Annotated in this window: 25 protein-coding genes; 7 read left to right on the top strand and 18 right to left on the bottom strand. The window is 64.9% G+C overall.

Annotation, left to right across the window (positions count from 1 at the left end):
* The first annotated feature begins 6 nt into the window (after positions 1-6).
* On the top strand, positions 7-1,014 hold the full coding sequence (locus tag P0D68_RS33325; protein WP_091793562.1) for an LOG family protein: 1,008 nt from the start codon (positions 7-9) through the stop codon (positions 1,012-1,014).
* A gap of 24 nt (positions 1,015-1,038) precedes the next feature.
* Here the strand turns inward: P0D68_RS33325 and P0D68_RS33320 are convergent, their stop codons facing one another.
* The 4 genes from P0D68_RS33320 to P0D68_RS33305 all read right to left on the bottom strand — a co-directional run bounded on the left by P0D68_RS33320 (position 1,039) and on the right by P0D68_RS33305 (position 5,951).
* The gene (locus tag P0D68_RS33320; protein WP_091793560.1) at positions 1,039-1,689 is read right to left on the bottom strand and encodes a BON domain-containing protein; all 651 of its coding nucleotides are present in this window, start codon (positions 1,687-1,689) and stop codon (positions 1,039-1,041) included.
* Positions 1,690-1,879: 190 nt separating this feature from the next.
* Positions 1,880-4,372, bottom strand: a complete 2,493-nt coding sequence (locus P0D68_RS33315; RefSeq protein ID WP_408303384.1) for a cation-translocating P-type ATPase — start codon at positions 4,370-4,372, stop codon at positions 1,880-1,882.
* A gap of 2 nt (positions 4,373-4,374) precedes the next feature.
* Positions 4,375-4,863 carry a carboxypeptidase regulatory-like domain-containing protein gene (locus P0D68_RS33310; protein ID WP_091793556.1) on the bottom strand — a complete coding sequence of 163 codons (489 nt, stop codon included), beginning with the start codon at positions 4,861-4,863 and terminating at the stop codon, positions 4,375-4,377.
* 134 nt (positions 4,864-4,997) lie between these two features.
* Positions 4,998-5,951 (bottom strand): universal stress protein, encoded by a 954-nt coding sequence (locus P0D68_RS33305; RefSeq protein WP_408303382.1) that lies wholly within the window; start codon positions 5,949-5,951, stop codon positions 4,998-5,000.
* A gap of 456 nt (positions 5,952-6,407) precedes the next feature.
* Between P0D68_RS33305 and P0D68_RS33300 the strand changes: the two genes are divergently transcribed.
* Together P0D68_RS33300 and P0D68_RS33295 are read left to right on the top strand one after the other, a co-directional pair.
* On the top strand, positions 6,408-6,695 hold the full coding sequence (locus P0D68_RS33300) for a hypothetical protein (RefSeq protein ID WP_143048300.1): 288 nt from the start codon (positions 6,408-6,410) through the stop codon (positions 6,693-6,695).
* 336 nt (positions 6,696-7,031) lie between these two features.
* Positions 7,032-7,685 (top strand): nitroreductase family protein, encoded by a 654-nt coding sequence (locus tag P0D68_RS33295; RefSeq protein WP_091793547.1) that lies wholly within the window; start codon positions 7,032-7,034, stop codon positions 7,683-7,685.
* Between the two features lie 63 nt (positions 7,686-7,748).
* On the opposite strand, the gene P0D68_RS33290 is transcribed toward P0D68_RS33295, so the two are convergent.
* The 10 genes from P0D68_RS33290 to atpD form a co-directional block, all read right to left on the bottom strand.
* Complete coding sequence (locus P0D68_RS33290) at positions 7,749-8,225, bottom strand: universal stress protein (RefSeq protein WP_408303380.1); 477 nt, start codon at positions 8,223-8,225, stop codon at positions 7,749-7,751.
* Positions 8,226-8,441: 216 nt separating this feature from the next.
* On the bottom strand, positions 8,442-9,293 hold the full coding sequence (locus P0D68_RS33285) for a F0F1 ATP synthase subunit gamma (protein WP_091793541.1): 852 nt from the start codon (positions 9,291-9,293) through the stop codon (positions 8,442-8,444).
* The gene (locus P0D68_RS33280; RefSeq protein ID WP_408303378.1) at positions 9,290-10,846 is read right to left on the bottom strand and encodes a F0F1 ATP synthase subunit alpha; all 1,557 of its coding nucleotides are present in this window, start codon (positions 10,844-10,846) and stop codon (positions 9,290-9,292) included. The genes P0D68_RS33285 and P0D68_RS33280 overlap by 4 nt, the downstream gene beginning before the upstream one ends.
* Complete coding sequence (locus P0D68_RS33275; protein ID WP_408303376.1) at positions 10,824-11,573, bottom strand: F0F1 ATP synthase subunit B; 750 nt, start codon at positions 11,571-11,573, stop codon at positions 10,824-10,826. The genes P0D68_RS33280 and P0D68_RS33275 overlap by 23 nt, the downstream gene beginning before the upstream one ends.
* A 9-nt stretch (positions 11,574-11,582) precedes the next feature.
* Complete coding sequence (locus P0D68_RS33270) at positions 11,583-11,831, bottom strand: F0F1 ATP synthase subunit C (RefSeq protein ID WP_091793534.1); 249 nt, start codon at positions 11,829-11,831, stop codon at positions 11,583-11,585.
* Positions 11,828-12,523, bottom strand: a complete 696-nt coding sequence (locus P0D68_RS33265) for a F0F1 ATP synthase subunit A (protein WP_091793532.1) — start codon at positions 12,521-12,523, stop codon at positions 11,828-11,830. The genes P0D68_RS33270 and P0D68_RS33265 overlap by 4 nt, the downstream gene beginning before the upstream one ends.
* Positions 12,520-12,813, bottom strand: coding sequence for an ATP synthase subunit I (locus P0D68_RS33260; RefSeq protein ID WP_408303373.1), 294 nt, complete (start codon positions 12,811-12,813; stop codon positions 12,520-12,522). Before P0D68_RS33260 ends, P0D68_RS33265 begins: the two co-directional genes overlap by 4 nt.
* On the bottom strand, positions 12,806-13,123 hold the full coding sequence (locus P0D68_RS33255; RefSeq protein ID WP_408303371.1) for an AtpZ/AtpI family protein: 318 nt from the start codon (positions 13,121-13,123) through the stop codon (positions 12,806-12,808). Before P0D68_RS33255 ends, P0D68_RS33260 begins: the two co-directional genes overlap by 8 nt.
* Positions 13,120-13,578 carry a F0F1 ATP synthase subunit epsilon gene (locus P0D68_RS33250; RefSeq protein WP_091793526.1) on the bottom strand — a complete coding sequence of 153 codons (459 nt, stop codon included), beginning with the start codon at positions 13,576-13,578 and terminating at the stop codon, positions 13,120-13,122. Before P0D68_RS33250 ends, P0D68_RS33255 begins: the two co-directional genes overlap by 4 nt.
* The gene (gene atpD / locus P0D68_RS33245; RefSeq protein WP_408303369.1) at positions 13,575-15,050 is read right to left on the bottom strand and encodes a F0F1 ATP synthase subunit beta; all 1,476 of its coding nucleotides are present in this window, start codon (positions 15,048-15,050) and stop codon (positions 13,575-13,577) included. The genes P0D68_RS33250 and atpD overlap by 4 nt, the downstream gene beginning before the upstream one ends.
* A 261-nt stretch (positions 15,051-15,311) precedes the next feature.
* Between atpD and arcD the strand changes: the two genes are divergently transcribed.
* From arcD to argF, 3 genes are read left to right on the top strand one after another with little or no spacing between them, the layout of a single operon-like run.
* On the top strand, positions 15,312-16,793 hold the full coding sequence (gene arcD / locus P0D68_RS33240) for an arginine-ornithine antiporter (RefSeq protein WP_408303367.1): 1,482 nt from the start codon (positions 15,312-15,314) through the stop codon (positions 16,791-16,793).
* 28 nt (positions 16,794-16,821) lie between these two features.
* Entirely contained in the window at positions 16,822-18,039 is a 1,218-nt protein-coding gene (locus P0D68_RS33235; protein WP_091793522.1) for an arginine deiminase, read from the top strand.
* Between the two features lie 45 nt (positions 18,040-18,084).
* Complete coding sequence (argF, locus tag P0D68_RS33230) at positions 18,085-19,083, top strand: ornithine carbamoyltransferase (RefSeq protein ID WP_091793520.1); 999 nt, start codon at positions 18,085-18,087, stop codon at positions 19,081-19,083.
* A gap of 65 nt (positions 19,084-19,148) precedes the next feature.
* Here argF and P0D68_RS33225 read toward each other — a convergent pair whose 3' ends face one another.
* Both P0D68_RS33225 and P0D68_RS33220 read right to left on the bottom strand, forming a co-directional pair.
* A complete protein-coding gene (locus P0D68_RS33225; protein ID WP_408303364.1) occupies positions 19,149-19,649 on the bottom strand; it encodes a phasin family protein in 501 nt (166 codons plus the stop codon).
* Positions 19,650-19,693: 44 nt separating this feature from the next.
* Positions 19,694-20,383: a CBS domain-containing protein gene (locus P0D68_RS33220; protein ID WP_091793490.1), complete on the bottom strand. Its 690-nt coding sequence runs from the start codon at positions 20,381-20,383 to the stop codon at positions 19,694-19,696.
* A 265-nt stretch (positions 20,384-20,648) separates the two neighbouring features.
* On the opposite strand from P0D68_RS33220, the gene adhP reads away from it, so the two are divergent.
* Positions 20,649-21,674 carry an alcohol dehydrogenase AdhP gene (adhP, locus tag P0D68_RS33215; protein WP_408303362.1) on the top strand — a complete coding sequence of 342 codons (1,026 nt, stop codon included), beginning with the start codon at positions 20,649-20,651 and terminating at the stop codon, positions 21,672-21,674.
* Positions 21,675-21,759: 85 nt separating this feature from the next.
* Here adhP and P0D68_RS33210 read toward each other — a convergent pair whose 3' ends face one another.
* The gene (locus tag P0D68_RS33210; RefSeq protein ID WP_408303360.1) at positions 21,760-22,026 is read right to left on the bottom strand and encodes a UDP-glucose 4-epimerase; all 267 of its coding nucleotides are present in this window, start codon (positions 22,024-22,026) and stop codon (positions 21,760-21,762) included.
* Positions 22,027-22,157: 131 nt separating this feature from the next.
* Complete coding sequence (locus P0D68_RS33205) at positions 22,158-22,808, bottom strand: BON domain-containing protein (protein WP_091793486.1); 651 nt, start codon at positions 22,806-22,808, stop codon at positions 22,158-22,160.
* Between the last annotated feature and the right edge of the window lie 22 nt (positions 22,809-22,830).

Genomic DNA, 22,830 nt, shown 5'->3' with positions numbered 1-22,830 from the left:
GCGCGCATGACAAGCATCCATAAAAACGAGGCAACGCGTGTCGGCACGGTGGTCGAGCATCGTGCGGACCCCGCGTGCGCGCAGTGTCAGGACGCGCCCGCCGTGGCCGAATCCGTGCGAAGAGCGCGGCGGCTCCACGCGGACGCCCCTTCCGAACGTTCGGCGCGCGTGCGCCATATGATCGAAAGCCCAACCTACCTGGAAGCGGACGAAGACCTCGCCTTTCTGCGGCGCCCGGAAATGTGCGGCATCCGTCTGCAACTCGACTACTGGAAGACTGAGGAGACGTTGCAGCGCCATGCGATACAGCACACGATCGTGGTGTACGGCAGCACACGGATCATCGCGCCGGCCGCCGCCCGCCGCCGGGTCGAGGAAGCGCGGCGGACGCTCGAAAGCCGGCCCGGCGACCCCGAGAGCGAGAGCGCCTTGCAAGTCGCGAAGCAACTGCTCAAGCGCAGTCGCTACTACGGGATCGCGCGCGAATTCGGCCGTATTGTCGGCAGCGCGCGGTGCACGGGAGCGCTGTCGTCGCTCGCCGTCGTCACCGGCGGCGGACCCGGCATCATGGAAGCAGCGAATCGAGGTGCGTACGAACTCAAGGCGCCGAGCATCGGCTTGAATATCGCGTTGCCGCGTGAGCAGGAACCCAATCCCTACCTCACACCTGAACTCTGCTTCAAGCTTCACTATTTCGCCATTCGCAAGCTCCATCTGCTGGAACGCGCGCAAGCCGCCGTGTTTTTTCCGGGCGGCTTTGGAACCTGTGACGAGTTGTTCGAAGTGTTGACCCTGCTGCAAACGAACAAGATCCGGCGGCTGCCCGTCGTGCTGGTCGGCGAATCGTTCTGGCGCCGCGCGATCAATTTCGAGTTTCTGATCAGCGAAGGCATGATCGCGCCACAGGACGCCGCACTATTCATTTTCTGCGAGACGGCGGCGGATATCTGGTCCGCCATCGTCCGTTGGCATGAAGCACACGCCGCGCTCGACAACCGCTCACGACAACCATGAGCGCGGCGGCAGCGGTCTGCTTCGTCAACCGACCACCAGACGGTCGACAACGGCCGTCACACCCGGCGTCGAGCGCGCCGCGCCCGTCACGATGGAGCGCTCGACGCCCGAACTGAGACGCCCCGACAAGGTTACCTTGCCGTCGTCGACTTCGACGCCCACATGCTTCAACTCGCGATCGGTATGGCGTTGAATGGCTTTGCGGATGCTGTACTCAATGTCGAGCGGAGAAGCCGAACCGCGGATCCTGATCTCATTCGTCACGCCCGTCACACCACGCATATGGACGACATTTTTCTCGGCGATGTGGCTGCGGTAACCGTCCTCGACTTCGCCACTCAATGTCACCCAGCCTTTCTCGACCTTGATCCTGATCGCATGCTCTTCGAGGCCGGCGATCCAGTCCAGGGCCGCGCGCACGCTCAAGGCGATGTCCTCGTCGGTACGCCGCTCGGATTCGCGCAGTTTCACGTCGATACCGACTACCACCGCGACGACACCGGCGATTCGCATCGCGCATTTTTCGGCCGCGACTTTCGCCGCATAGTTTGGAACGTGTCCCGTGATCGTGACCACGCGGTCGACCACGGCAACACCTATCCCGTTTGCGTCGACGGCTGGACTGCTCATCAGTTCGTCCTCGACTTCCTGCTTCAATTGACTGTCCGACTTCATGGAATTTCTCCTCCGGCATGACCTGGCAGCGCGATTGCGCGCGGCTGCGAACTGATTCGACGCGGCAAGCATTCCCGCAGATAGGTTGCACCCTACCGGCAATGCGCCACCTCCTCAGACTATGGCCCTGCGGCACGATGTGATTGATCGAGGTCAAACCTGCCGTGATGGCTTCGCCGCATGGACAGACTCACAGCCATACGGCAAGAACAGGACGCAGAGCGAACAGCCGGGCAAGCGCCGGCCAGGTCATCAACACGCCCGCAGCGAGCGTCGTAAGCAACACGACGGCCCACCCATAAACGTTCGTCTGGCGTGCGCGGCGCGCCGACGGCCGGTGCGGCAACGCGCGCACGGCGAACATCAGCCCGACGTTGCATGCCACGAGCAGCAGGAAGCCGGCCGTGCGAGCGTCGAGCGGATCGAATCCGCGCCCGAGCAGTGCCGCATACACGCCTACGACGATCAGGGCGGCTACGCACCCGAGCGCAATGCTCAGCCCCAGGATGCGGTTGGACATGAGCCGCTCGCCGATTCGCCGCGGCGGATCACGCATGAGCGAGCGGCTCTCCCGTTCGTTTTCAAAGACAATCGAGCAAACGGGTGTGATGATCATTTCGAGGAACACGATGTGCACCGGCGCGAGCATGAGCGGCCAGCCCGCCACCACGGGAAGGGTCGCGGCGGCGATCATCGGAATATGAACCGCGATCGTGTACGCCACCGCCATCTTCAGATTCTCGTAGATGCGCCGGCCGAGCCGCAGGGCCGACACGATCGGCGTCAGGTCGTCACGCAGCAACACCAGCGACGCCACCTCGCGCGCAACCTCCGCGCCCCGCGTGCCCATCGCGATGCCGATATGCGCGGCTTTCAACGCGGGCGCATCATTGACGCCGTCGCCCGTCATCGCGACGACCTCGCCCGCATGCCTGAACGCGTCGATGAGCCTCAGCTTCTGCTCCGGCCTGACCCGCGCGAACACGCTTGCGTCGACGATCGCGCGTTGCAACGCGGCATCGTCCATGCCCGCGAGGTCGGCGCCGCTCACGACGCGGGCGCTGTCGATGCCGACTTCCGCCGCGACCGCCCGCGCCGTCGACGGATAGTCGCCGGTAATCATCACGACCCGCACGCCCGCGACCTTCAACTGCGCAACCGCGCCTGCCACCTCCGGGCGCACCGGGTCGAGCAGTCCGACGAGCCCCACCAGCGAGAACGCGAAGTCGTGCTGCTGATCGGGCCACGTTTCGCCGCTATGCCGCGCCCGCGCCACGCCGAGCACGCGTAACCCGCTTTCCGCCATATGCGTGGCGCGCTCCATCAGCGCTCGCGCCTCACCGGCTTCGAGGTGGCACAGCGAGCAGATCGCCTCAGGCGCACCCTTGCACGCCACCAGCCGATGATCGAGTTCGGGGCTCTCCCATCCATGCGACATGGCGGGCAGTTCAGGCGTCAATGCGTATTCCTGCACGAGCGACCATTGTTCATGCAGCCGGTCCGTGCCGGCCAGACAGGAGCGGCCCGTCTCGTGGAACGCGCGCTCCATGGGATCGAGCGGCTCGATTTCGCTCGCGAGCACGAGGTACTCCAGCAGTTCATGAAACTGCGGGCCGATCTTGACCGCGCCGTCCTTCAGCCATAGCTCTTCGCCGCGTGCATACAGCACGCGCACGGACATACGGTTCTGGGTCAGCGTGCCCGTCTTGTCGACGCATAGCACCGAGGTTTGCCCGAGCGTCTGGATGGCACTCAGACGCCGTGTCAGCACGCCCTCCCTCGCGATCCGGCGCGCGCCCAGCGCCATGAAGACGGTGAATATCACCGGCAGCTCTTGGGGCAAAATGCCCATCGCGAGCGTAATGCCGGCCAGCAGGCCCGGTATCCAGCCGCCCATGCGCCAGCGATAGGCGAAGACGAGCAGCACGCAGATGATCACCGCGAGCGTCGCAAACCGCCTGACGAAGCCGCGCATCTCGACCTGCAAGGGTGAAGGTGGCTCGCTCACTTCGGCAAGGCTCGCACCGAGCCGGCCAAGCTCGGTCTGCGCGCCCGTCGCCGTGACGTACATGCGGCCCTGACCCCGCACCACCATCGACCCTGAAAACAGGCAGCTCCGCGACGGGTCTGCGGGCGATTCGCCGGATGAACCGGCAAACTTCTCGACGGCGACCGACTCTCCGGTGAGCAGCGATTCGTCGACGCTCAGCTCGTGGGCTTCCGTCACCGCACCGTCGGCCGGCACCTTCGCCCCTTCCTCGATAATGACGACATCGCCGGGCACCAATTCCGCCGCCGATACGTATTCCCGCTTGCCGTCGCGCAATACCTGCGCTCGCGGCGCCGACAGATCACGCAGCGCTTCGAGCACGCTCGCCGTCCGGTGGCTCTGGACAATGGTCAGCACCAGCACGGCAACGACCAGGACGAGCAGCGTCGATGCCTCCGTCATGTCGCCGATCAGACCATACAGGCCGCTCGCGCTGAGCAGCAGCAGGAACATCGGCTCGGTGAATGCATCGCGCACGGTGCTCCACCAGAGATGGCGATTGCCCCGCGCGATCACATTGCGGCCGTGTCGCGCCTGCAATGCCACGACCTCCGCGTGCGTCAGTCCACCCGCCGTATGCCGCGCAGGCACGGCGGACGCCGGCACGTCGGATGTCGCGCCTTGCGTCGCCATGATCAGGGTTCGCTCTGGCCGCGCATGGGTGCACGGCAATGCGCACAGTTGGTCCGCGCATTGCCGGTGGCACGTTCCTGCAACACGATGTGCAGATCCGCCCCGCCGCGGCGCGGCACGTCGACTGTCTTGCCGATCTCCGTGCTCCCGGCATGTGCGACGATACGATAGCGTCCGGCCGGCAGCATGACGAACAGGAACGGCCCTTCGGTGCGGGTGTCGAGGACAGCGCGCCCCGATGCGCTTGCGATCGTCACATCCACATCGGAGAGATAGTTGCCCGCAGCCGTGGTAAACATCATGCGCAGGCTGTAGCGAGGCGCGAGTGCGCGAAAGGCTTTCGCGTCGTCCTCGCCGATGCCGCCCGTCATGTACAGCACGCCGTCACGGCTGACCGCCTCGGGCAGTGATTGCCCGGCAACGGCGGCACTCAGGACAAGAAACCCGAATGCAACGGCGGTGCGCAGCGCGTGTGAGTTAAAGATCGACATGTCGGAAAGATCCCCAGGTTCGTGAGCGCCCGGAGGTGTGTCAGCCGGCGTTTCGCGCCGGCATTTCGGCCACTCCCCGCGCTCGCATGGCGCGACAGGCGCGCAGTGTGTTCAGCCGATGTCCGTCGCCCGTTTCACGTTTCGTGGCCCGGTCGCGCCAGCAGTAAAGGCGTGCCGGCGAGACGCGCGGTGCGCGCGGCCACGCTGCCGAGAAACCAGCGCGCGACGCCGCGCCGCCCATGGGTGCCGACGACGACCAGGTCCGCGTGCCACTGTTGCGCGTCGCGGATGATCGCGTGCGCGACGTCGTCATGTGCGGGGGCCGTTTCGACCGCCGCGGTCTCAGCCTGATTCGGCAATTCGGCAAAGACCGTCGCTGCGGCGGCCAGAATCACTTTTCCTTCTTCGACGAACGCCTCCTCGAGCATGCGGATCGGCACGATATCGGTTAGCCGGACGGCGCGATCTATCACATAGATGGCGCGAAGGCGGGCCTCGGGTGTGGCGAGTTGAAGCCCGAAATGCAACGCGTCGCGCGACGCGGCGCTTCCATCCAGCGCGAACAGGATCCGGCGCGGCGACGACTGGATCTCCGTTTCGTAACTGGCCGGCACAACGAGAATCGAACAGGGTGCCTGGGTGGTGACGAATTCGGAAACCGTACCTTCGATCCAGCGCAACATACCGTGATGCTGACGCGCGCCCACGACGAGCAGATCCGCCTGCCATTGCGCCGCGGCATCGATCAATGCGTTAGCGGTATAGCCGCCTTGCCGCGAAATTTCCACGACGTCCGACTCGACGTCGATGCCGGCATCCGCGAATATACTTTTTGCGTGGGCCACGGCGTCACCCGCGTCGCGGGCAAGTTCGGCGCGTGCAAGCTGCAGCTCGCCATCCGTCATCGACCCGAGCGGCAACAGGGTGCGGGGATTTTCGGCGACACTCACCACGCGGACCCGCGCGCCGGGCAGCTTCAGGTGACACACATACGCCGCTGTGCGCGCTGACTCCGGCGAAGTGTCCACAGCCACGAGGATGCGTCGGATTGAGTGAATGGCATGACCGCCAAGGTGCGTTGTGCTCATGATCGGGTCCCCAAAGAGGGCGTGCGTTCGCCCAGCTGACGTCGATATCTGATTCTCTGCGCCCTGCCTGGTCACTCATTGATACACGTCAAGCCACTATCACCGCCGCCCGGACGACCGGCGCCAAATGCAGATTGGAGTTCCGGCCCGCCTATGCACACGAATGGACAGCGGTCGCGAGCGGAAACCACTCGTCCGATACACCACAGTGAGCATGCGGAGACAAGTGCGGTCCACACAAGCTCACACGGCAAATTGAATTAAACAGGCGTTTTCGCGTGATCTACGTCACGCGCCCTTGACGGCGATCAATCAAACCATCTGGGCGCACCTCTATGCTGGTCGATACAGCGGGACTGAGTCGCGCGTTGCGGCGCATTCACATGGCCCCGTCATGGACTTGTCTCGTCGGATCGCAACACGTCCTGTCATCACGAAATGGGGCCCGTCACGCACATGGCTCGAATCGATTCCAATGAACGAGACCTTGCCCATATCGGTTCGATGATCGGGCAACTCGAACGGCTACTCCAGTGTGAAGCTCCGCGCTCCGCTCACTTTGTTTTCCAGCCGGCCTACTGGCGAGCGCGTATCGAGTCCGCGGCGGCCCAAACCGACGCGCAGAGCCCGATAGGCGCGCGGGCGTCAGCGCTGCTCGCCAAACTGGACGCCCTCGACGGCGCATCGGCGCAACCGAGCGCCAAGCGCAAGCAATCGATCGATGAAACGACCCACGGCCTTTAAATGCCGTGATGGCGCATTCGCTCGTGCGCTTGCGCGCCCGATGCTGGCGCGCGCTGCCCATTGAACTGCGCGGACTCTCGTTCATGTTCGTCCAGCGCAGCATGGCAATGCGCTGCTCGACGCAGCGGGACTCGACCGGATCGACGCGATCCGTGTCGCGTCTTTGCACAACAGGCATGGGCGTTATTGCCCGCGAGCGTCTCTGCAAGCAGGGACCTGCTTCGCCTGATCTGTATCAATCGGCAGCGGAGATTTCGGACTAACGTGGAATGGCACTTGTCGTGGGCAGCGTGGCGGTGCCACGGCCACCCTCGGCGCAATTAAACGGAGTCCGATATGACCGACATGCCACTCCTTGCGTACCAGGCCGCGCCTCTCCTGCGGCCGCCGCTCGCCACCGGCGAAACTCCCGCTGTCATTACGCTGCCCAAGCCCGAATTGCACACCGGCGTGCCGCTGATGACCGCCTTCGCGCAGCGCGCGAGTTGCCGATCGTTCGCGCCGACAGCATTGCCGCCCACGGTGCTGGGCGAGTTGCTCTGGGCCGCCGACGGCATCAACCGGCCCGCAACCGGCGGCCGCACCGCGCCCTCACCGCACGCGTTCAACGAAATCGACATCTACGCCGCACTGCAAAACGGCGTGTACCGGTACGACGCGCCGAACCATCAACTGGTTCTCAAACATGCCATCGACGCGCGCGGGCAGACCGGCTACCAGGATTTCGTCGGCGAGGCGCCGCTCGACCTCGTCTACGTAGTTCGCACGTCGCGCTTACTGGACATGCCCGCGCAGCAGCGCGAGCGGTTTTCCGCCGTGACGGCCGGAGCGATCGCGCAGAACGTCTCGCTGTATTGTGCGTCGGCGGGGCTCGCCTGCGTGATCCGCGGCTGGATCAATGCGCAACTGCTCGCGACCGCGCTGTCGCTCAACGAAGACGAACTGCCGATTCTCGCGCAGACGGTCGGCTTCAGTCCGATCCAGCACTAGTGGCATTGAGAGCTTGGGCGTGGCGGCGACGGCCGCTGACGCCCGGCCGCCGGCGTCCTTTTTTTACAGCCCCGACGGTATCTCGTCCTGATCGCGTGGAGTCCTGACCAGCAGCACCGGAACGTGAGCGCTCCGCAAGAACGTTTCCGCAACGCTGCCCTGCAACAACCTTCCTATGCCATGCCGGCCTTGCGTGCCCATCACCACCAGGCCGGCGCCCTGGCGCTGCACGCAACGGGCGAGGCAATGCGGGATATCGTCCGCTGCATTCTCTGTCTCCTCGATCTCGGTGTCGCCGGGCACGCCGCGCTCGGCCATGGCCCGGCGCGCTTCTTCGAGCGCGAGACGGCCGTCTTCGCGCAGCACGTTACGAAGCTGTTCGGCATTGAAATAGCCCGCGTAGCGCGACACGCACCAAGGATTGACGACGTACACCGCGTGAAGCCGCGCTTGCGTCAGCTGAGCAAATTCGAGCGCTTCATACAGCGCCCATCTGGACGACTCGCTGCCATCCAGAGCCACGACGATCTTCTGATACATGGTTCGCTCCTCGTAGACGTTGCACCGGCCCGCTCGGCGTCTCGACACTGCCCATCGTTGCAGACTAGATGGATGATCGGCGCGAATGGCTCTATCGGCCTGACCTGCGTCAAGCAATCGCGCTGCAAGCCGGGAGTGGCGATCTCGCCGTGGGATAACGGCGAGCGCCGCCCTGAATAAGGCGAGCGGCGCCGGGCGCCACCACCCGCCGCTCCGCTAGATCGGCTGCGTGGCGGTCGCCGCCAGTTCCGCGATATCGGCGGTGATTTCGTCCTGACGGACCCGACGATAGCTTTGCGTCAGTTCGTCGAGCGTGTCTCTCACATTGGTGCGGGCGGCCAGCATCGCCCTCACCCGCGCTTCGTTTTCCGCGGCGAACGAGAGCATCAACGCTTCGCATATCTCGACAAACACATATTCCTCGACCAGCCCAGGCAGCAGACGTTCGACCGGCAAGGTGAGCAACGGTGGCACGGCGCGCGCCGCCACCGGAAACCGCGAAAAATCGAACGGAATCAACCGGTGTTCGACCATCTCGCTGGCAGCAGCGACGCCAGGCAGCGCATGGATGATCGAGACGTGGTCCACCGCGCGAGCGCCAAGACGCACATAGAGCGCATCCGTGACACGGTTGGCCAGCGACGGCACGTCATCGGCATGGGACGCCGCCGGCGAGCTCCATGCGACCGGAAGGTGGCGTTCGTTCGCCGCCATCTCTCCGCGCGTGCCGACGAGCAGGAGTTCACACCGCGCGTTATCCAGACGAGGCCGCACATAGTCCAGAACCTGCTCGTTGAACGAGCCGACGAAGCCCTGTTCAGAACACAGCGCGATCACGATCCGCGCGCCATGATCCGGCTCCGACAGGGCGGCTTGCGCCGCTCTTCCATGAGCAAGGACGGCGCCGATCGCAGCCCCCACGGTCGCGGCCGAAGAGCGGATACCCGGCAGCCGCCGCTGCGCTTCACGCGAACGCGCCGCAGCGATGCCACGCATTGCGCCGATCACGGCGTCCAGTTGTTGCGCGGTCGCCGTGCGCGTTTCGATTTCCGCGAGTCGGCCGCTCATTTCACGATCTCGGCCGGGGCGGCGCCGTTCGGCGCTTGCAGCGTCAAGCGCTGCACCAGTTCGCGAACCGCCGTGACGAGTCCCGCTTGAGTCGAGGCGTCCAGCGGCGCGTCCGCCCATCCGGCTGCCATGGCCCCGCCCGGCAATTGTTCCGCGAGCTGGCTCCGCGCTTCGGCGGCGATGGCCGGTGGCACGCCGTCGAACACGCCTTCGGACAACGCGGCCAGCAACGCGATTTCATCGAGCGTGCGCAGCGGCTTGAAGCGTGGCTGCGCGATCAATGCCCGGATGCGCTCCCCGCGTGCGATCTTGCCGGCCACATGAGCATCCGTCAGACCGCCGAAGCGGGAGAACATCTCCAGCTCCAGAAACTGCGCGTAATCGAGCCGCAAGCGCCCTGACACGTCGCGCAAGGCGGGATGCTGCGCCTTGCCGCCGACACGGCTCACGCTCAACCCGACATCGACGGCCGGACGCTGGTTGGCGGCGAACAGCGCGGTGTCCAGCACGATCTGGCCGTCCGTGATCGAAATCAGATTGGTCGGGATATAGGCGGACAGGTTGCCCGCGTCGGTTTCCGCAATCGGCAATGCCGTCAACGACCCGCCGCCGAGCGCCGCCGACAGTTTCGCCGCGCGCTCCAGCAATCGCGCATGCACGTAGAAGATGTCGCCGGGATAGGCCTCGCGCCCTGGCGGCTCGCGTGTCAGCAGCGCCAACTCCCGGTGCGTCGCGGCGTGTTTGGTGAGGTCGTCGATCACGACCAGCGCATGCTGTCCGCGGTCGCGAAAGTACTCGGCGATCGTGACGCCCGCAAACGGTGCGATCCATTGCAATCCGGCCGCCGAAGCCGCCGCCGCGACCACGAACACGCAGCGCTCGGGTGCGCCGTACCGCCGCACGGATTCGATCACTTGCTGCACCGCTGTCGAGCGTTGGCCGATCGCCACGTAGACACAGATCATGTCCGAGTGCTTCTGGTTGACGATGGCGTCGAGCGCCAACGCGGTCTTGCCCGTTGCACGATCGCCTATGATCAGCTCCCGCTGTCCGCGTCCGACGGCGAAGAGCGCGTCGACGATCAGCACGCCGGTTTCGACAGGCTCGCTGACCAGATCGCGATCGATGATCGCCGGCGCGGGCCGCTCGATCGGCATGCGCTTCACCGCCGACACAGGTTCGTCGCGATCGAGTGGCCGGCCAAGCGGATCGATCACACGACCGAGCAAGCCTTCGCCCACGGGCACTTCGATCACCGCGCCGGTGCGCGTCACGCGCGCGCCGGCTTCGACGGTGGCGCCGTCGTCGAGTAACACAACGCTCATGAGATCGGCCTCCAACGAGTGCACGAAGCCGCTCGCGCCGCTTTCGAATCGCAGCAGTTCGTCGAGCGCCGCATCGGCCAGTCCCGAGACGAACGCGATCCCGTCACCGATCCGCTCGACACGGCCGAGCGTATCGGCATAGGGCGCGCATGCCGTGCGGGCCAGCGCCCCGCGCTGCGCCGCAAGCCAGGCGTCGTCGCTCGATTCAGCGGGAAGCATGACTGTCATCGAGCAGCGCCTCCTTGATCCGGACGAGTTCCGCGCCGAAGCTGTTGCGCACCACGGCATGCGGCGAGCGCAGTTCGAGGCCGGCGATCAAATGCGGATCCACTTCGAAGTTGACCGGCACATCACGTTTCAGGCAGGTTGCGAGCATCGTGCGGCACTGTTGCTGTTCCTGCTCGCTCAGCACACGCGGCGCGGCGAGGGTCGGCACCGCGCCGTCGCCCCAGAGCCCCGCGCGGGCGGTTTCCGGAAGTTGTGCGACTCCCTCGGCCAGACCGTCTATAAAGCCGCTCACGCGCACGCTGTCGGGCAGCCTGTCGAGCAGCTTTGCCGCGATATCGACGGCAAGCCGGCTGGCCCGTTCGGACGCGAGCTTGTCCTGCTCGGCGCGCGCCCCCGCGGCCTCGCCTTTCGCCGCCGAGCGCAAGGCGTCCGCGTCGGCTTGCGCGGCGCTCAGAAGCGCCTGCTTTTGCGCCGCGGCCTCCACGGCGACGGCTTTCATCGCTTCGCCGTGCGCCGCCGCCAGTTGTTGCGTTTCGTGGGCCGCCTTGTCGCGCTCCTGAATGGCCGCGAGCTTCGCCGCCTCGGCATCCGCGATCAGCGCGCGCGCCGCCTTCTGACGTTCGGCGATGATCCCCGCGACCGGGCGGAACAGAAAACGCGCGAGCAGCCATATCAACACCAGTGCATTGATGGTCTGGAGCGCAAGCGTCCACCAGTCGATTCGCATGGAGTCCGCCTATTTCGCAAACGGGTTGGCGAACAGCAGCAGCAAGGCGATCACGAGGCAATAGATCGCCATCGTCTCGATCATGGCCAGCCCGACGAACAGCGTGCGCGATACGGTGCCCGCCGAATCCGGCTGCCGAGCGATCGCATCCATCGCCGCGGCGACCGCACGGCCTTCCGCGAGCGCCGGCCCGATCGCGCCGAACGAAACGGCAAGCGCTGCCGCGGCGATACTGACCACTTCGATAAGGTTATTCATGAGACTTCGCCCTTTTTGACACTGACATGGTGCGGATCACCGATCGCGGCACCGATGAAAACCATCGAGAGAACAGCAAAAATGTAGGCCTGCACCGCGCCCGTGAGCAGATCCAGCGCCATGAGCGGAATCGGCACCAGCAGGCCGGCAAGCGACAGCAGAATGCCGATCACGAACACGCCGCTCATGACGTTGCCGAACAGGCGCACGACGAGTGAGAACGTCCGCGTGATCTGCTCGACGACGTTCAGCGGAATCATCACCCAGCTCGGTTCCGCGAACGACGCGAGATAGCCCGTGGCACCCCGGCTGCGAATGCCATAGACGACCGTCGCGCCAAGCACGATCAACGCGAGCGCGGCATCCGTTTCGAGGTGCGCGGTGGGTGGCGTCACGCCCGGCACCAGCGCGCACCAGTTGGCGACCAGCACGAAGATGAACAGCGTGCCGATCAGCGCGCGATAGGTCGCGGCCTCGGTTTGCATGGTGTCGCGAATCTGCTGGTCGATGGTTTCGACCAGCAGCTCAACCGCGGTTTGCGTCTTGCCGGGCGCAAGCGAGAGTCTTCGGCTCAGCACGACAGCCGCCAGCGTGACGACGGCCATGATCGCCCAGGTGATCAACACGGGCGAGGTAAGCGCCACTGGTCCAATCCGCAGAAGCGGCGCGATCGTGAGCGGTGATTCGGTCATGACAGGCCTCCGTAACGCCGTAGCGCGATCCTGCGTGCGAGCAGCACGCCTGCCATGCCGGCGAGCAGCGCGAGCGCACCGATGCGTGCGAGCACGAGCAGCACCGCACAGGTCAACGCAATGCGCGCGAGTTGCAGCGCGAGCGCCGCAACCGTTTTACCCGTTGCGAACAACGGCCAGTTCCAGCGCAACGAAAGGAAATGCCACGCGCCGGCCACCATGCCGAGCGTGAGTCCGATCACGAGTTGGGCGGCGAGCGGCGGTAGCGGCCATGCCAGCGCACTATTCACGGTGTGTTCCCTGTTGACGATGCATCCATTTCCACGCGGACCAGAAACCGAGCGCCGCCCCTAACATCAGAAGCGGCGCCGAGAAAAATACCCGCGTGCCGAATGTGCGGTCGAGCCAGTGCCCCAACGCGAGCCCGAGCAAAGTCGGCACGACGATGGCCCAGCCAAGAATGCCGATCTGGCCGAGCCGGCTGCCGAGCGACGGCTCCGGCTCTTCGCGCCCGCGCGCCGCGCGCTCCGCGGCCTGCTGCGCCGCGCCGGCCAGCCTGTCGGCTTCGCTATTGCGCTTGTCGTGCCGTGGCGTGCTCATTGCGGTGTCGCTCCCGAGCCGGCCGGGTTGGCACTGTCGGTTCCGGGCCGCGGCCTCAAATAGCGCAGCATCTGACGCACCGCGCGCGCATGGAGCCGCAACTGGTCGACCCGGGCACGGCGCGCCGCGTCGTCTTCGTCGGCGTGGCGGCTGCGCACCAGCACCTCGAGGCCTTCCAGCGAATCGCCCGGAATCGCTTCGCGGCAAGCGATGGACACGGTGGCGCCGCCCAATACCAGCAGCACGCCGCCGTTCACCGCACAGTAGTGCGACACGTTGTCGGCACCCGTCCAGCGAACCACCGAAGAGGTCAGTTGCGTGACGAAATCGGCATGACCAATACGGATGCCGAACGAACCGCTTGCGTCTTCCGCGCGCAAGGAAACGATGTCGACGCCGTCGAACCATACCCGCGACGGCGTGGCGATGGTCAGCTTCAATGCGCTGTTGCTCATGCCACGGGCTCCTTCTCCGCAGCAGCGGGTCGCTGTGCGGCAGCCGCTTCCCTGCTGCGCCCTTCGTCGAGCGAGCCGATCATGTACAGCGAACTCTCCTGCCACGTATCGCACTCGCCCTCGAGAATCGCTTTGCAGCCGGCAATCGTGTCGGCGAGCGCCACCGAGCGGCCGGCTTCGCCCGTAAACGCTTCGGTGACCGCGAACGGCTGGGTCAGAAAGCGTTGCAGGCGACGGGCGCGGCCGACCAGCGCGCGATCGTCGGCGCCCAGTTCTTCCACGCCGAGCAACGAGATCACGTCCTGCAACTCGCGGTAATGCTCGATGATCCTGCGCACCTCGGTGGCCACGGCCGCATGCTCTTCGCCCACCACCAGCGGATCGAGCAGGATCGACGACGACGCGATCGGATCGACGGCGGGATACATGCCTTCGGCGGCCATCGCGCGGGACAGCACGACCATGCTGTCGAGGTGTGCTGCAATCGCGGTCACGGCGGGGTCGGTGAAATCGTCGGCCGGCACGTACACGGCCTCGATCGCCGTCACCGATACGCCGCCCACGGACACGATGCGCTCCTGCAAGCTCGCGACTTCGCTGGCCAGCGTGGGCTGATAGCCGACTCTCGAGGGCATGCGCCCGAGCAGACCCGACACTTCGGCGCCCGCCTGGACGAAGCGAAACACGTTATCCATCAGTAGCAGGACATTCTGCCGGCGTTCGTCGCGGAAGTATTCAGCAATCGTCAATGCCGTGAAGGGCACGCGCCAGCGCGCCCCCGGCGGCTCGTTCATCTGCCCGTACACCAGCACCGTGCGCGGCAACACGCCGGAGGTGCGCATATCGAGCAGCATCTCGTGGCCTTCGCGCGAGCGTTCGCCGACACCGGCAAACACCGAGATACCTTCATAGCGCTCGACCATCGCGTGAATCAGTTCCATCACGAGCACGGTCTTGCCGACGCCGGCGCCGCCGAACATGGCCGCTTTGCCGCCCTGCGCGAGCGGCGCGAGCAGATCGATCACCTTGATGCCGGTCGAGAACAGCGTGCTGGTGCCTTTCAGCGAAGCTAGCGGCGGCGCCGCGCGATGAATCGGACGACGCTCGATCTGCGCGGGAAGCGCCGGGCCGTCGTCGCGGGTCGCGCCGGTCACGTCGAGCAGCCTGCCGAGCACGGCTTCGCCGACCGGCGCTTCAATGGGGCCGCCGGTGGCTCGCACACGCGTGCCGCGCCGCAACCCGGCGGTTGTCTGCAAGGCCAGCGCGCGCACCATGGTTTCGCTCAGATGCGCCTGCACCTCGGCGAGCACCGGCGCGAGATCGTCCGGCATGACAACGAGCGCATCGCCGACGGGGGGAAGCGAATCACCGTCGAACCGGACATCGACGATCGCGCCGCGCACGGCAACAACGCTGCCATCCCGTACAGTCGACGGGCTGGCTGAAAACGCTGCTGCTGGACGAGTGGGCATGGTCGGGGTTTGCGGGTTTGCGCGGCGGTGATTGACCAATCAAAAGATATTCCTGGAATGCGCCGCGAAACTGACTTTCATCAAATGTCTGAGAGATAAGAGCGAGAAATACGTCGGCCGCGAACAAACCCGCGCAAACCGTTCGCCCAATCGCCTGACATGCCCCGCTAAGGCGCGACCTTGCGCGGACTGATCCAGATCAACGGCCAAGCCTTCACGAAGTGACCTAATCCAGCTATCTGAAGAACGGTGAGGTCCGTCATGAAGAACCTGGCAGATTCATTTTCGGCACCCTCCACTCCCGCCCCGGCCGGCCGGAGTGGCAACGCCGTGGCAAAACCATTGCGGCTCGGCCTGCTCACCGCGCTGGTGATCGGTTCGATGATCGGCAGCGGCGTGTTTTCCCTGCCGCAGAACATGGCTTCCGGCGCGGGCGCCGCGGCTGTCCTGATCGGCTGGCTGATCACCGGCGTCGGCATGTTGATGCTCGCCTTCGTCTATCAGACGCTCACGACCCGCAAGCCCGAACTCGACAACGGCATCTACGCTTACGCGCGGGCCGGTGCCGGCGACTTCGTCGGCTTCAATTCGGCCTGGGGTTACTGGGTCAGCGCGTGGATCGGCAACGTCGGCTATCTCGTCATCGTGTTCGGCACGCTCGGCTACTTTTTCCCCGTGTTCGGCGAGGGCAATACGCCCGCGGCCGTGCTGGGCGCCTCCATCGCGCTATGGATCATGCATGCGGTGATCCTGCGCGGCGTGCGCAGCGCGGCGGTGCTCAACGCGATCACCACCGTCGCCAAGGTGATTCCGCTCGTGCTGTTCATCGTGCTGGCGGCCATTGCATTCAGAAGCCATGTGATTGCGCAGGACTTCTGGGGCAATGCGAAGCTCGGCAGCGTCTTCACGCAGGTCAAAAGCACCATGCTGATCACCGTGTGGGTGTTCATCGGTATCGAAGGCGCCAGCGTGTTCTCAGCCCGCGCGCAGCGGCGCGAGGATATCGGCCGCGCCACCCTGCTCGGCTTCGCGGTCGTACTGGTCCTGCTGATGGCGGTCTCCCTGCTGTCGCTCGGGATCGTCCCGCAAGGCGAACTCGCCGCGATGAAGAATCCGTCGATGGCCGGCGTGCTCGACAAGGCCGTCGGCGCCTGGGGCGCGGTACTCATCAGTCTCGGCCTGCTGGTATCGGTCGGCGGCGCGTTGCTGGCGTGGACCCTGCTGGCGGCGGAAACACTCTTCACGCCGGCGAACGGCGGCGTCATGCCGAAGTTTCTGGCGCGCGAAAACAGTCACGGCGTACCCGCCAATGCACTCTGGGTCACGAACGGACTCGTGCAACTGTTTCTCATCATCACGCTCGTCTCCAACGCGACTTATCTGGCGCTGATCTCGCTCGCGACTTCGATGATCCTGATCCCGTACCTGTTCTCCGCCGTCTACGCGACTCGCGTCGCCATACGCGGCGAGGGCTACGCGGCGGCGGAAGGCACCCGAACCCGCGACATGCTGATCGGTGCGGCCGCAACCGTTTATTGCTGCTGGCTGCTCTACGCCGCCGGGCCCAAGTATCTGCTGCTCTCCGCCCTGCTCTATGCGCCTGGCGTGCTTCTGTACGGCTGGGCAAAGCGCGAACGCGGCGCACGTCTGTTCAAGCCGTTCGAAGCGGCGATCCTCGCGGGCCTGCTCGTTCTTGCGGCCGTGGCGGCGTGGCTGCTGTCCACCGGCGCGCTCGGCTTGTAATCCGGCGATCTTCAGGAGAGAAAACTCGATGACATTCGGCGTCTATTCCGAAACAGGCACGCTGCGCAAGGTCATGGTCTGCCGCCCGGGACTTGCGCAGGCACGCCTGACACCCGCCAATTGCCGCGACTTGCTGTTCGACGACGTGCTGTGGGTATCGCAGGCGAAGAACGACCATTACGCGTTTGTCAGCACGATGCAGGAGCACGGCGTCGACGTGCTCGAGATGCACGATCTGCTGGCCGACATTCTGCGAGGCCGTGAGGCGCGCGACTGGGTGCTAGAACACAAGCTCGCGCCCGGCACCGTGGATGCGGAACTGGCGGCACAACTGCGGCCGTGGCTCCAGGAGATGGAGCCGAGTGAACTGGCGACTCGCCTGATCGGCGGAATCGTTCGGGCGGAATTGCCGTTCAAGGCCGACGGGTTGCTCGCGCAATGCACGCTGCCTGCGGGATTCATCCTCCCGCCGCTGCCCAACACGCTCTTTACGCGCGACAGCAGTTGCTGGATCAACGACGGCCTCGTGCTCGGATCGATGTACTGGCCGGCGCGGCAACAGGAAACGCTGCTCGCCGCCGCGATTTACCGCTTCCATCCGCTCTTCAGCAGCGGGACGCGCATCTGGTGGGGCGGCCCGGAGGCGGACCACGGTGGCGCCACGCTCGAGGGTGGCGATGTCATGCCGCTGTCGCGCGACGTCGTGCTGATCGGCATGGGCGAGCGGACCTCGCCGCAAGGTGTCGCGCAACTCGCACGCGCGCTGTTCGCTCGCGAATCGGTCAAGCAGGTGATCGCCGCACAACTGCCGCGCTCGCGCGGCGCGATGCACCTCGACACGGTATTCACCTTCTGCGATCGCGACCTGGTCACGATCTTTCCGGAAGTGGTCGATGCCATCCGTTGCACGAGTCTGCGCCCCGGCAAGCTGCCGGGCCAGCTCGACGTGCGCCCCGAAAGCGCACCGTTTCTGCAAGTGGTCGGGCAGGCGCTGGGCATCGGCACGCTGCGCACCGTCGCCACCGGCGGCGACACGTGGGAATCCGAGCGCGAGCAATGGGACGACGGCAACAACGTGATCGCCCTCGCGCCGGGCATCGTCGTCGCCTACAACCGCAATGTGTACACCAACACGCTCCTGCGCAAGGCGGGGGTGGAAGTCATCACGATCCCGAGCGGCGAGTTGGGCCGCGGACGCGGCGGCGGCCATTGCATGACCTGCCCGATCGAACGCGCCCCCCTCTGACCCTCTGACGCGAAACACGCGCCGCACCCTTTGGAGAATTCGCCTATGGCATTCAATCTACGCAATCGCAGTCTGCTGAACATGCAGGACTTCGCGCCGCGCGATATCCGCTTCCTGCTCGATCTCGCCGCCGAGCTGAAGCGCGCCAAATACGCGGGCAACGAAGTCCCGCGGCTCAATGGCAAGAACATCGCATTGATTTTCGAAAAGACCTCGACGCGCACGCGCTGCGCATTCGAAGTTGCCGTGCACGACCAGGGCGGCCACGTCACCTATATCGACTCCGCGAGTTCACAACTCGGCCGCAAGGAGTCGCTCAAGGACACGGCACGGGTACTCGGACGGCTCTACGACGGTATCGAATACCGCGGCTTTCATCAGAGCGTGGTCGAAGATCTTGCGACCTATTCGCATGTTCCAGTCTGGAACGGCCTCACCGACGAGTTCCACCCGACCCAGGTGCTCGCCGACCTGCTCACCATGCAGGAATTCGGCGAGAAGCCGTTGCATGAGCTGTCGTTCTGCTACCTCGGCGACGCCCGCTTCAACATGGGCAACTCGCTGCTGATCGGCGGCGTGCAGATGGGCATGGACGTGCGCATCGCGGCGCCACGCGAATTGTGGCCGCATGACGAACTGGTCGCGCAAATGCGCCTGCTCGCCGAGCGCACCGGCGCCGGCGTGACGATCGTCGAGGACCCGCATGAGGCGGTGAGCGGCGTCGATTTCGTCTACACGGACGTCTGGGTGTCGATGGGCGAGCCTGTGGACGCGTGGGGTCCGCGGATCGAACTCCTGCAACCCTATCAGGTCAACGCCACGCTGATGAAAGCAACCGGCAACCCGCGCACCCGCTTCATGCATTGCCTGCCGGCCTATCACAATCTGGACACCGAAACCGGCCGGATGGTCCACGAGCATTTCGGCGTGTCCGAACTCGAAGTCAGCGACGAGGTGTTCGAATCGGATGCGTCGATCGTCTTTACGCAGGCCGAGAACCGCATGCACACGATCAAGGCCGTGCTTGTGGCGACCCTCGCTTAAAGTCGGCGCACGATGCGCAGCTTCGACACCGACTCGACACCGGCCGAACCTCCAACCGAAGTCCGCTATTCCGTGTGCATCGGTTGGATGGGCTTTTTGTGCGCAGACGTTTTCTCATTTTCAGTAGCGTCCGCCCCTGCGACGGCGGGCGCGGCAGACGTCTGCGGCTCGCCCACCACCTCGGCAGGCACGAGCGCCTGGGTGGCGAGCCCCCCCACCAGGCTGTCGGCCGGATGCCGTTGCCGCCCCGCGCCAACGGCGGGCGGCGCGGCGTCCCGCTGCAGGTCCGACAGGATCTCGAAGAACTGCCGGCTGTACGAGAGCGCCTGGGCCACGCCCACAGGCGCCAGCAACGTGGGAAGACACAGCATCTCCGGCAGATTGTCTGCCGCGCATGTCCGGGCCATCGCCTCCTGCGTTTCGGCAAGTCCAAACCGGATCGCCTCCAGGTTCAACGCGGTGAGCCGCTCAAAAGCCTCGAAGCTGCGCGTCGTTACGCCGAACAGATTGTCGAAACCGGCGCTTTCCATGTTGAGCCATTGCCCGGGAATGATCTGAGCCATCATGCCTCCAAAAGTTGATTGCCGAAACGCGCCGGCTCGCTGATCCGCTAGATGCCCGGCATCACCGGATACGGCTCGGTGTGATCCTCCACACGTTTGACGCCGGGAATGTTCTGCGCCGCCACGCGAACTGCGTCGACGGCTTCCAGCGCATGAAATACGCCCCACAGGTGCACCACGCCATCGGTAACGACGATATTGCGGCCGGCGAAGCTCCATTTGCGGCCCGCCAGTTCGCCCATCAGCATCGCGCGGATCTCGGCGTCCGAGAGCGTCACATCCGATGTCGGCTCGTCCGGCACGCTTGCGAGCGCCTGCACAAGATTGGCGCGGCTCACGAGACCCACGAGCCGTCCCGCTTGCGTCACGGGAACACGTTTGATGCGCCGCGTCTCGAGAATGCCGGCCACTTCGCCAAGCGGCGTGTCGGGCTGAACGGTCACCACGTCGGCGGTCATAACGTCGCGCACCTTCACCGCATGGGTCTTGATGTAATCCCGCGCTTCATGGTTCGCGGACCAGACGTCGAGCCAGGAAGCGCGCTTGCGCTCGTCGGTGCCGATTTCGGTGCGGCGAAGCAGATCGCCCTCGCTGATCATGCCCGTGATACGACCCTCCGGATCCAGCACCGGCGCACCGCTGATGCCGTTGTCGACGAAAATTCTGGCGACGTCCCGCACGGTCATGTCGGGGGTGACAGAGATGACGTTGGTGGTCATGACATCGGATGCGCGCATAGTGAGCCTCCTGAACAGTTAGGATCATTGAATTCGCGGGACCGGCCCGTCTCGATCGTCAATATCTCGAAGCCGGTGAGCCCTCGGGTGACTTCAGATTAGGCCGCCACCGCATCCTCCCGTTTGACGTGGATCATCTCCAGGGTGGTACAGCACGAGCGTGATCCGAATAGCGCCGCGTAGCCATTGGATGACCCAAGTCAATTGCACCGTATGCGTGACAGAGATACTGGTCGCCACGCGTTCAACGTCTGGAGAAAAGGTTATGGCCCAAGTGATGAAAGCTGCTGTCGTTCACGAGTTCGGCGCTCCGCTGCGCATTGAAGAGGTCCCCGTCCCGAAGCCCGGTCGCGGTCAGATTCTCGTCAACATCAAGGCGTCCGGCGTATGTCACACGGATCTGCACGCGGCTGACGGCGACTGGCCGGTCAAGCCCACGCTGCCCTTCATTCCCGGCCATGAAGGAGTCGGCTATGTCGCTGCCGTGGGCGAAGGCGTCAAACACGTGAAGGAAGGCGATCGTGTCGGCGTGCCGTGGCTTTATACCGCCTGCGGTCATTGTGAGCACTGCCTCGGCGGTTGGGAAACCTTGTGCCATGAGCAGCAGAATACGGGCTATTCGGTGAACGGCGCCTACGCGGAGTACGTGCTGGCCGATCCGGACTATGTCGGCCATCTGCCAGCCGAAGTCACGTTCGAAGATATCGCGCCGATCCTCTGCGCGGGCGTGACCGTCTACAAAGGCATCCGCATGACGGACACGCGGCCGGGTCAATGGATCACGATTTCGGGGATCGGCGGGCTCGGCCACGTCGCGGTTCAATACGCGATTGCCATGGGCCTGCGCGTGGTAGCGGTCGACATCTCAGCGGATAAGCTCGCTCTCGCCCGCGAACTCGGCGCTACGCTCACCTTCAATGCTTCGGAGTGCGACGCCGCGGCGGCGATCCAGAAGGAAATCGGCGGAACGCACGGGGTACTCGTCACCGCCGTATCGCGCAGCGCCTTCGCTCAGGCACTGGGCATGGTGCGGCGCGGCGGCACCATTGCGCTGAATGGTCTGCCGCCGGGTGAATTCCCGCTGCCGATTTTCTCGACCGTGCTCAACGGCATTACCGTGCGCGGCTCCATTGTCGGCACGCGCAAGGACTTGCAGGAATCGCTCGAATTCGCCGCGCAAGGCCGTGTGCGCGCTCGAATCCATCTCGATCGGCTGGACAATATCAATCAGGTTTTCGCCGATTTGAAGAGCGGGAAGGTAGATGGACGTATTGTCCTGAAGCTCGACTGAAGCTCGACTGAGCGAGTGACGGGATGGCGAGATAAACGAACTAAAAAAAGCGAACTAAACCGAACGCGCGACGGAAGTCAGAAAATCACTTAGGCTCGGCCGGACATCCCCCCGGCAGAACCGACAGCGTATTCGACATCTTGAGGCGGACCCAGTCCATGCCTTCGCGCAAACCCGCCAGAACCGCTTCGCGCTCGGTAGGAAAAACACTGCTGTGTCTGAACTCGTGTTTGAAGATGCCCTCTGGGGTGTGGTGGCTGAGCTGGATCGAGCAATCGAAGCCGCCCGCTGTGCGATGTGTGGTTGCGGCGACCGACCAGTCGCCGTCACCCACACTACCCGAGATCGTCATGTGTCGCTCCTTGATAATGTGCGCCGCCCATGGACTGCCGTCCATGCTGCACCGTTCATGCACCCGCGCACGGCTTACGCCACCTGCGCGGCGCCCGTCCCGTCCGCAGCCAGGCGGCGCATGGCGCCTGTTTATCCCACGGTCAGATTGTCGATAACCGCATGGACACCCGGCGCCGACCACGCCGCACCTCGCACGGCGGAGCGCTCCGCCATCGAATCGACCGAGCCCGTCAGCGTGACGGTTCCGTCATCCACCTTCACGGCAATGTGCTTCGCCTCGCGTTCGGCGTGACGTTGCAGCGCCTTGCCGATCTGTTCGCCGATATCGAGCGCGGCCACGTTGCCGCCGATCCGCACGAGGTTCGACACCCCTGTCACGCCGCGCATGTGCGACACGGTACGCATCGCGACATGGCTCTGATACGCCCAGTCGACCTCGCCGCTCAACGTCACCCAACCTTTCTCGACCTGCACCTTGACCGACTCTTCGCTCAAACCGACCGTCCAGCGCAAGATGGAACGAACGGCGTTGGCGATTTCTTCGTCGGTGCGCACGTCGGAATGCGGCAGGCGAACGTTCAGTTCCACTACGACAGCCTTCACGCCGGCCACGCGTTGCGCAGCCTTTTCCGCCGCGAGCTTCTCCGCATAGCTCACTGGATGCCCGGACAACGTCACGACCCGGTCATGCACTTCAACGCCGATGTCCGTGACGGTCACCGCAGGATCCCAAGCCAGTTCGTCTTCGACCTGCTGCTTCAATTCCATGTCCGACTTCATTGCGTGCTCCTTGTTGGCATAC

Source organism: Paraburkholderia sp. RL17-380-BIE-A, from assembly GCF_046028085.1.
Taxonomy (GTDB): Bacteria; Pseudomonadota; Gammaproteobacteria; order Burkholderiales; family Burkholderiaceae; genus Paraburkholderia.
This window is presented reverse-complemented; position numbering and strand designations above follow the sequence as displayed.

Excerpts from the sequence above, each read along its gene's own strand:
- P0D68_RS33325 (WP_091793562.1), top strand. The coding sequence starts at position 7 with ATGACAAGCATCCATAAAAACGAGGCAACGCGTGTCGGCACGGTGGTC.
- P0D68_RS33320 (WP_091793560.1), bottom strand. The coding sequence starts at position 1,689 with ATGAAGTCGGACAGTCAATTGAAGCAGGAAGTCGAGGACGAACTGATG.
- P0D68_RS33315 (WP_408303384.1), bottom strand. The coding sequence starts at position 4,372 with ATGGCGACGCAAGGCGCGACATCCGACGTGCCGGCGTCCGCCGTGCCT.
- P0D68_RS33310 (WP_091793556.1), bottom strand. The coding sequence starts at position 4,863 with ATGTCGATCTTTAACTCACACGCGCTGCGCACCGCCGTTGCATTCGGG.
- P0D68_RS33305 (WP_408303382.1), bottom strand. The coding sequence starts at position 5,951 with ATGAGCACAACGCACCTTGGCGGTCATGCCATTCACTCAATCCGACGC.
- P0D68_RS33300 (WP_143048300.1), top strand. The coding sequence starts at position 6,408 with ATGGCTCGAATCGATTCCAATGAACGAGACCTTGCCCATATCGGTTCG.
- P0D68_RS33295 (WP_091793547.1), top strand. The coding sequence starts at position 7,032 with ATGACCGACATGCCACTCCTTGCGTACCAGGCCGCGCCTCTCCTGCGG.
- P0D68_RS33290 (WP_408303380.1), bottom strand. The coding sequence starts at position 8,225 with ATGTATCAGAAGATCGTCGTGGCTCTGGATGGCAGCGAGTCGTCCAGA.
- P0D68_RS33285 (WP_091793541.1), bottom strand. The coding sequence starts at position 9,293 with ATGAGCGGCCGACTCGCGGAAATCGAAACGCGCACGGCGACCGCGCAA.
- P0D68_RS33280 (WP_408303378.1), bottom strand. The coding sequence starts at position 10,846 with ATGACAGTCATGCTTCCCGCTGAATCGAGCGACGACGCCTGGCTTGCG.
- P0D68_RS33275 (WP_408303376.1), bottom strand. The coding sequence starts at position 11,573 with ATGCGAATCGACTGGTGGACGCTTGCGCTCCAGACCATCAATGCACTG.
- P0D68_RS33270 (WP_091793534.1), bottom strand. The coding sequence starts at position 11,831 with ATGAATAACCTTATCGAAGTGGTCAGTATCGCCGCGGCAGCGCTTGCC.
- P0D68_RS33265 (WP_091793532.1), bottom strand. The coding sequence starts at position 12,523 with ATGACCGAATCACCGCTCACGATCGCGCCGCTTCTGCGGATTGGACCA.
- P0D68_RS33255 (WP_408303371.1), bottom strand. The coding sequence starts at position 13,123 with ATGAGCACGCCACGGCACGACAAGCGCAATAGCGAAGCCGACAGGCTG.
- P0D68_RS33250 (WP_091793526.1), bottom strand. The coding sequence starts at position 13,578 with ATGAGCAACAGCGCATTGAAGCTGACCATCGCCACGCCGTCGCGGGTA.
- atpD (WP_408303369.1), bottom strand. The coding sequence starts at position 15,050 with ATGCCCACTCGTCCAGCAGCAGCGTTTTCAGCCAGCCCGTCGACTGTA.
- arcD (WP_408303367.1), top strand. The coding sequence starts at position 15,312 with ATGAAGAACCTGGCAGATTCATTTTCGGCACCCTCCACTCCCGCCCCG.
- P0D68_RS33235 (WP_091793522.1), top strand. The coding sequence starts at position 16,822 with ATGACATTCGGCGTCTATTCCGAAACAGGCACGCTGCGCAAGGTCATG.
- argF (WP_091793520.1), top strand. The coding sequence starts at position 18,085 with ATGGCATTCAATCTACGCAATCGCAGTCTGCTGAACATGCAGGACTTC.
- P0D68_RS33225 (WP_408303364.1), bottom strand. The coding sequence starts at position 19,649 with ATGATGGCTCAGATCATTCCCGGGCAATGGCTCAACATGGAAAGCGCC.
- P0D68_RS33220 (WP_091793490.1), bottom strand. The coding sequence starts at position 20,383 with ATGCGCGCATCCGATGTCATGACCACCAACGTCATCTCTGTCACCCCC.
- adhP (WP_408303362.1), top strand. The coding sequence starts at position 20,649 with ATGGCCCAAGTGATGAAAGCTGCTGTCGTTCACGAGTTCGGCGCTCCG.
- P0D68_RS33210 (WP_408303360.1), bottom strand. The coding sequence starts at position 22,026 with ATGACGATCTCGGGTAGTGTGGGTGACGGCGACTGGTCGGTCGCCGCA.
- P0D68_RS33205 (WP_091793486.1), bottom strand. The coding sequence starts at position 22,808 with ATGAAGTCGGACATGGAATTGAAGCAGCAGGTCGAAGACGAACTGGCT.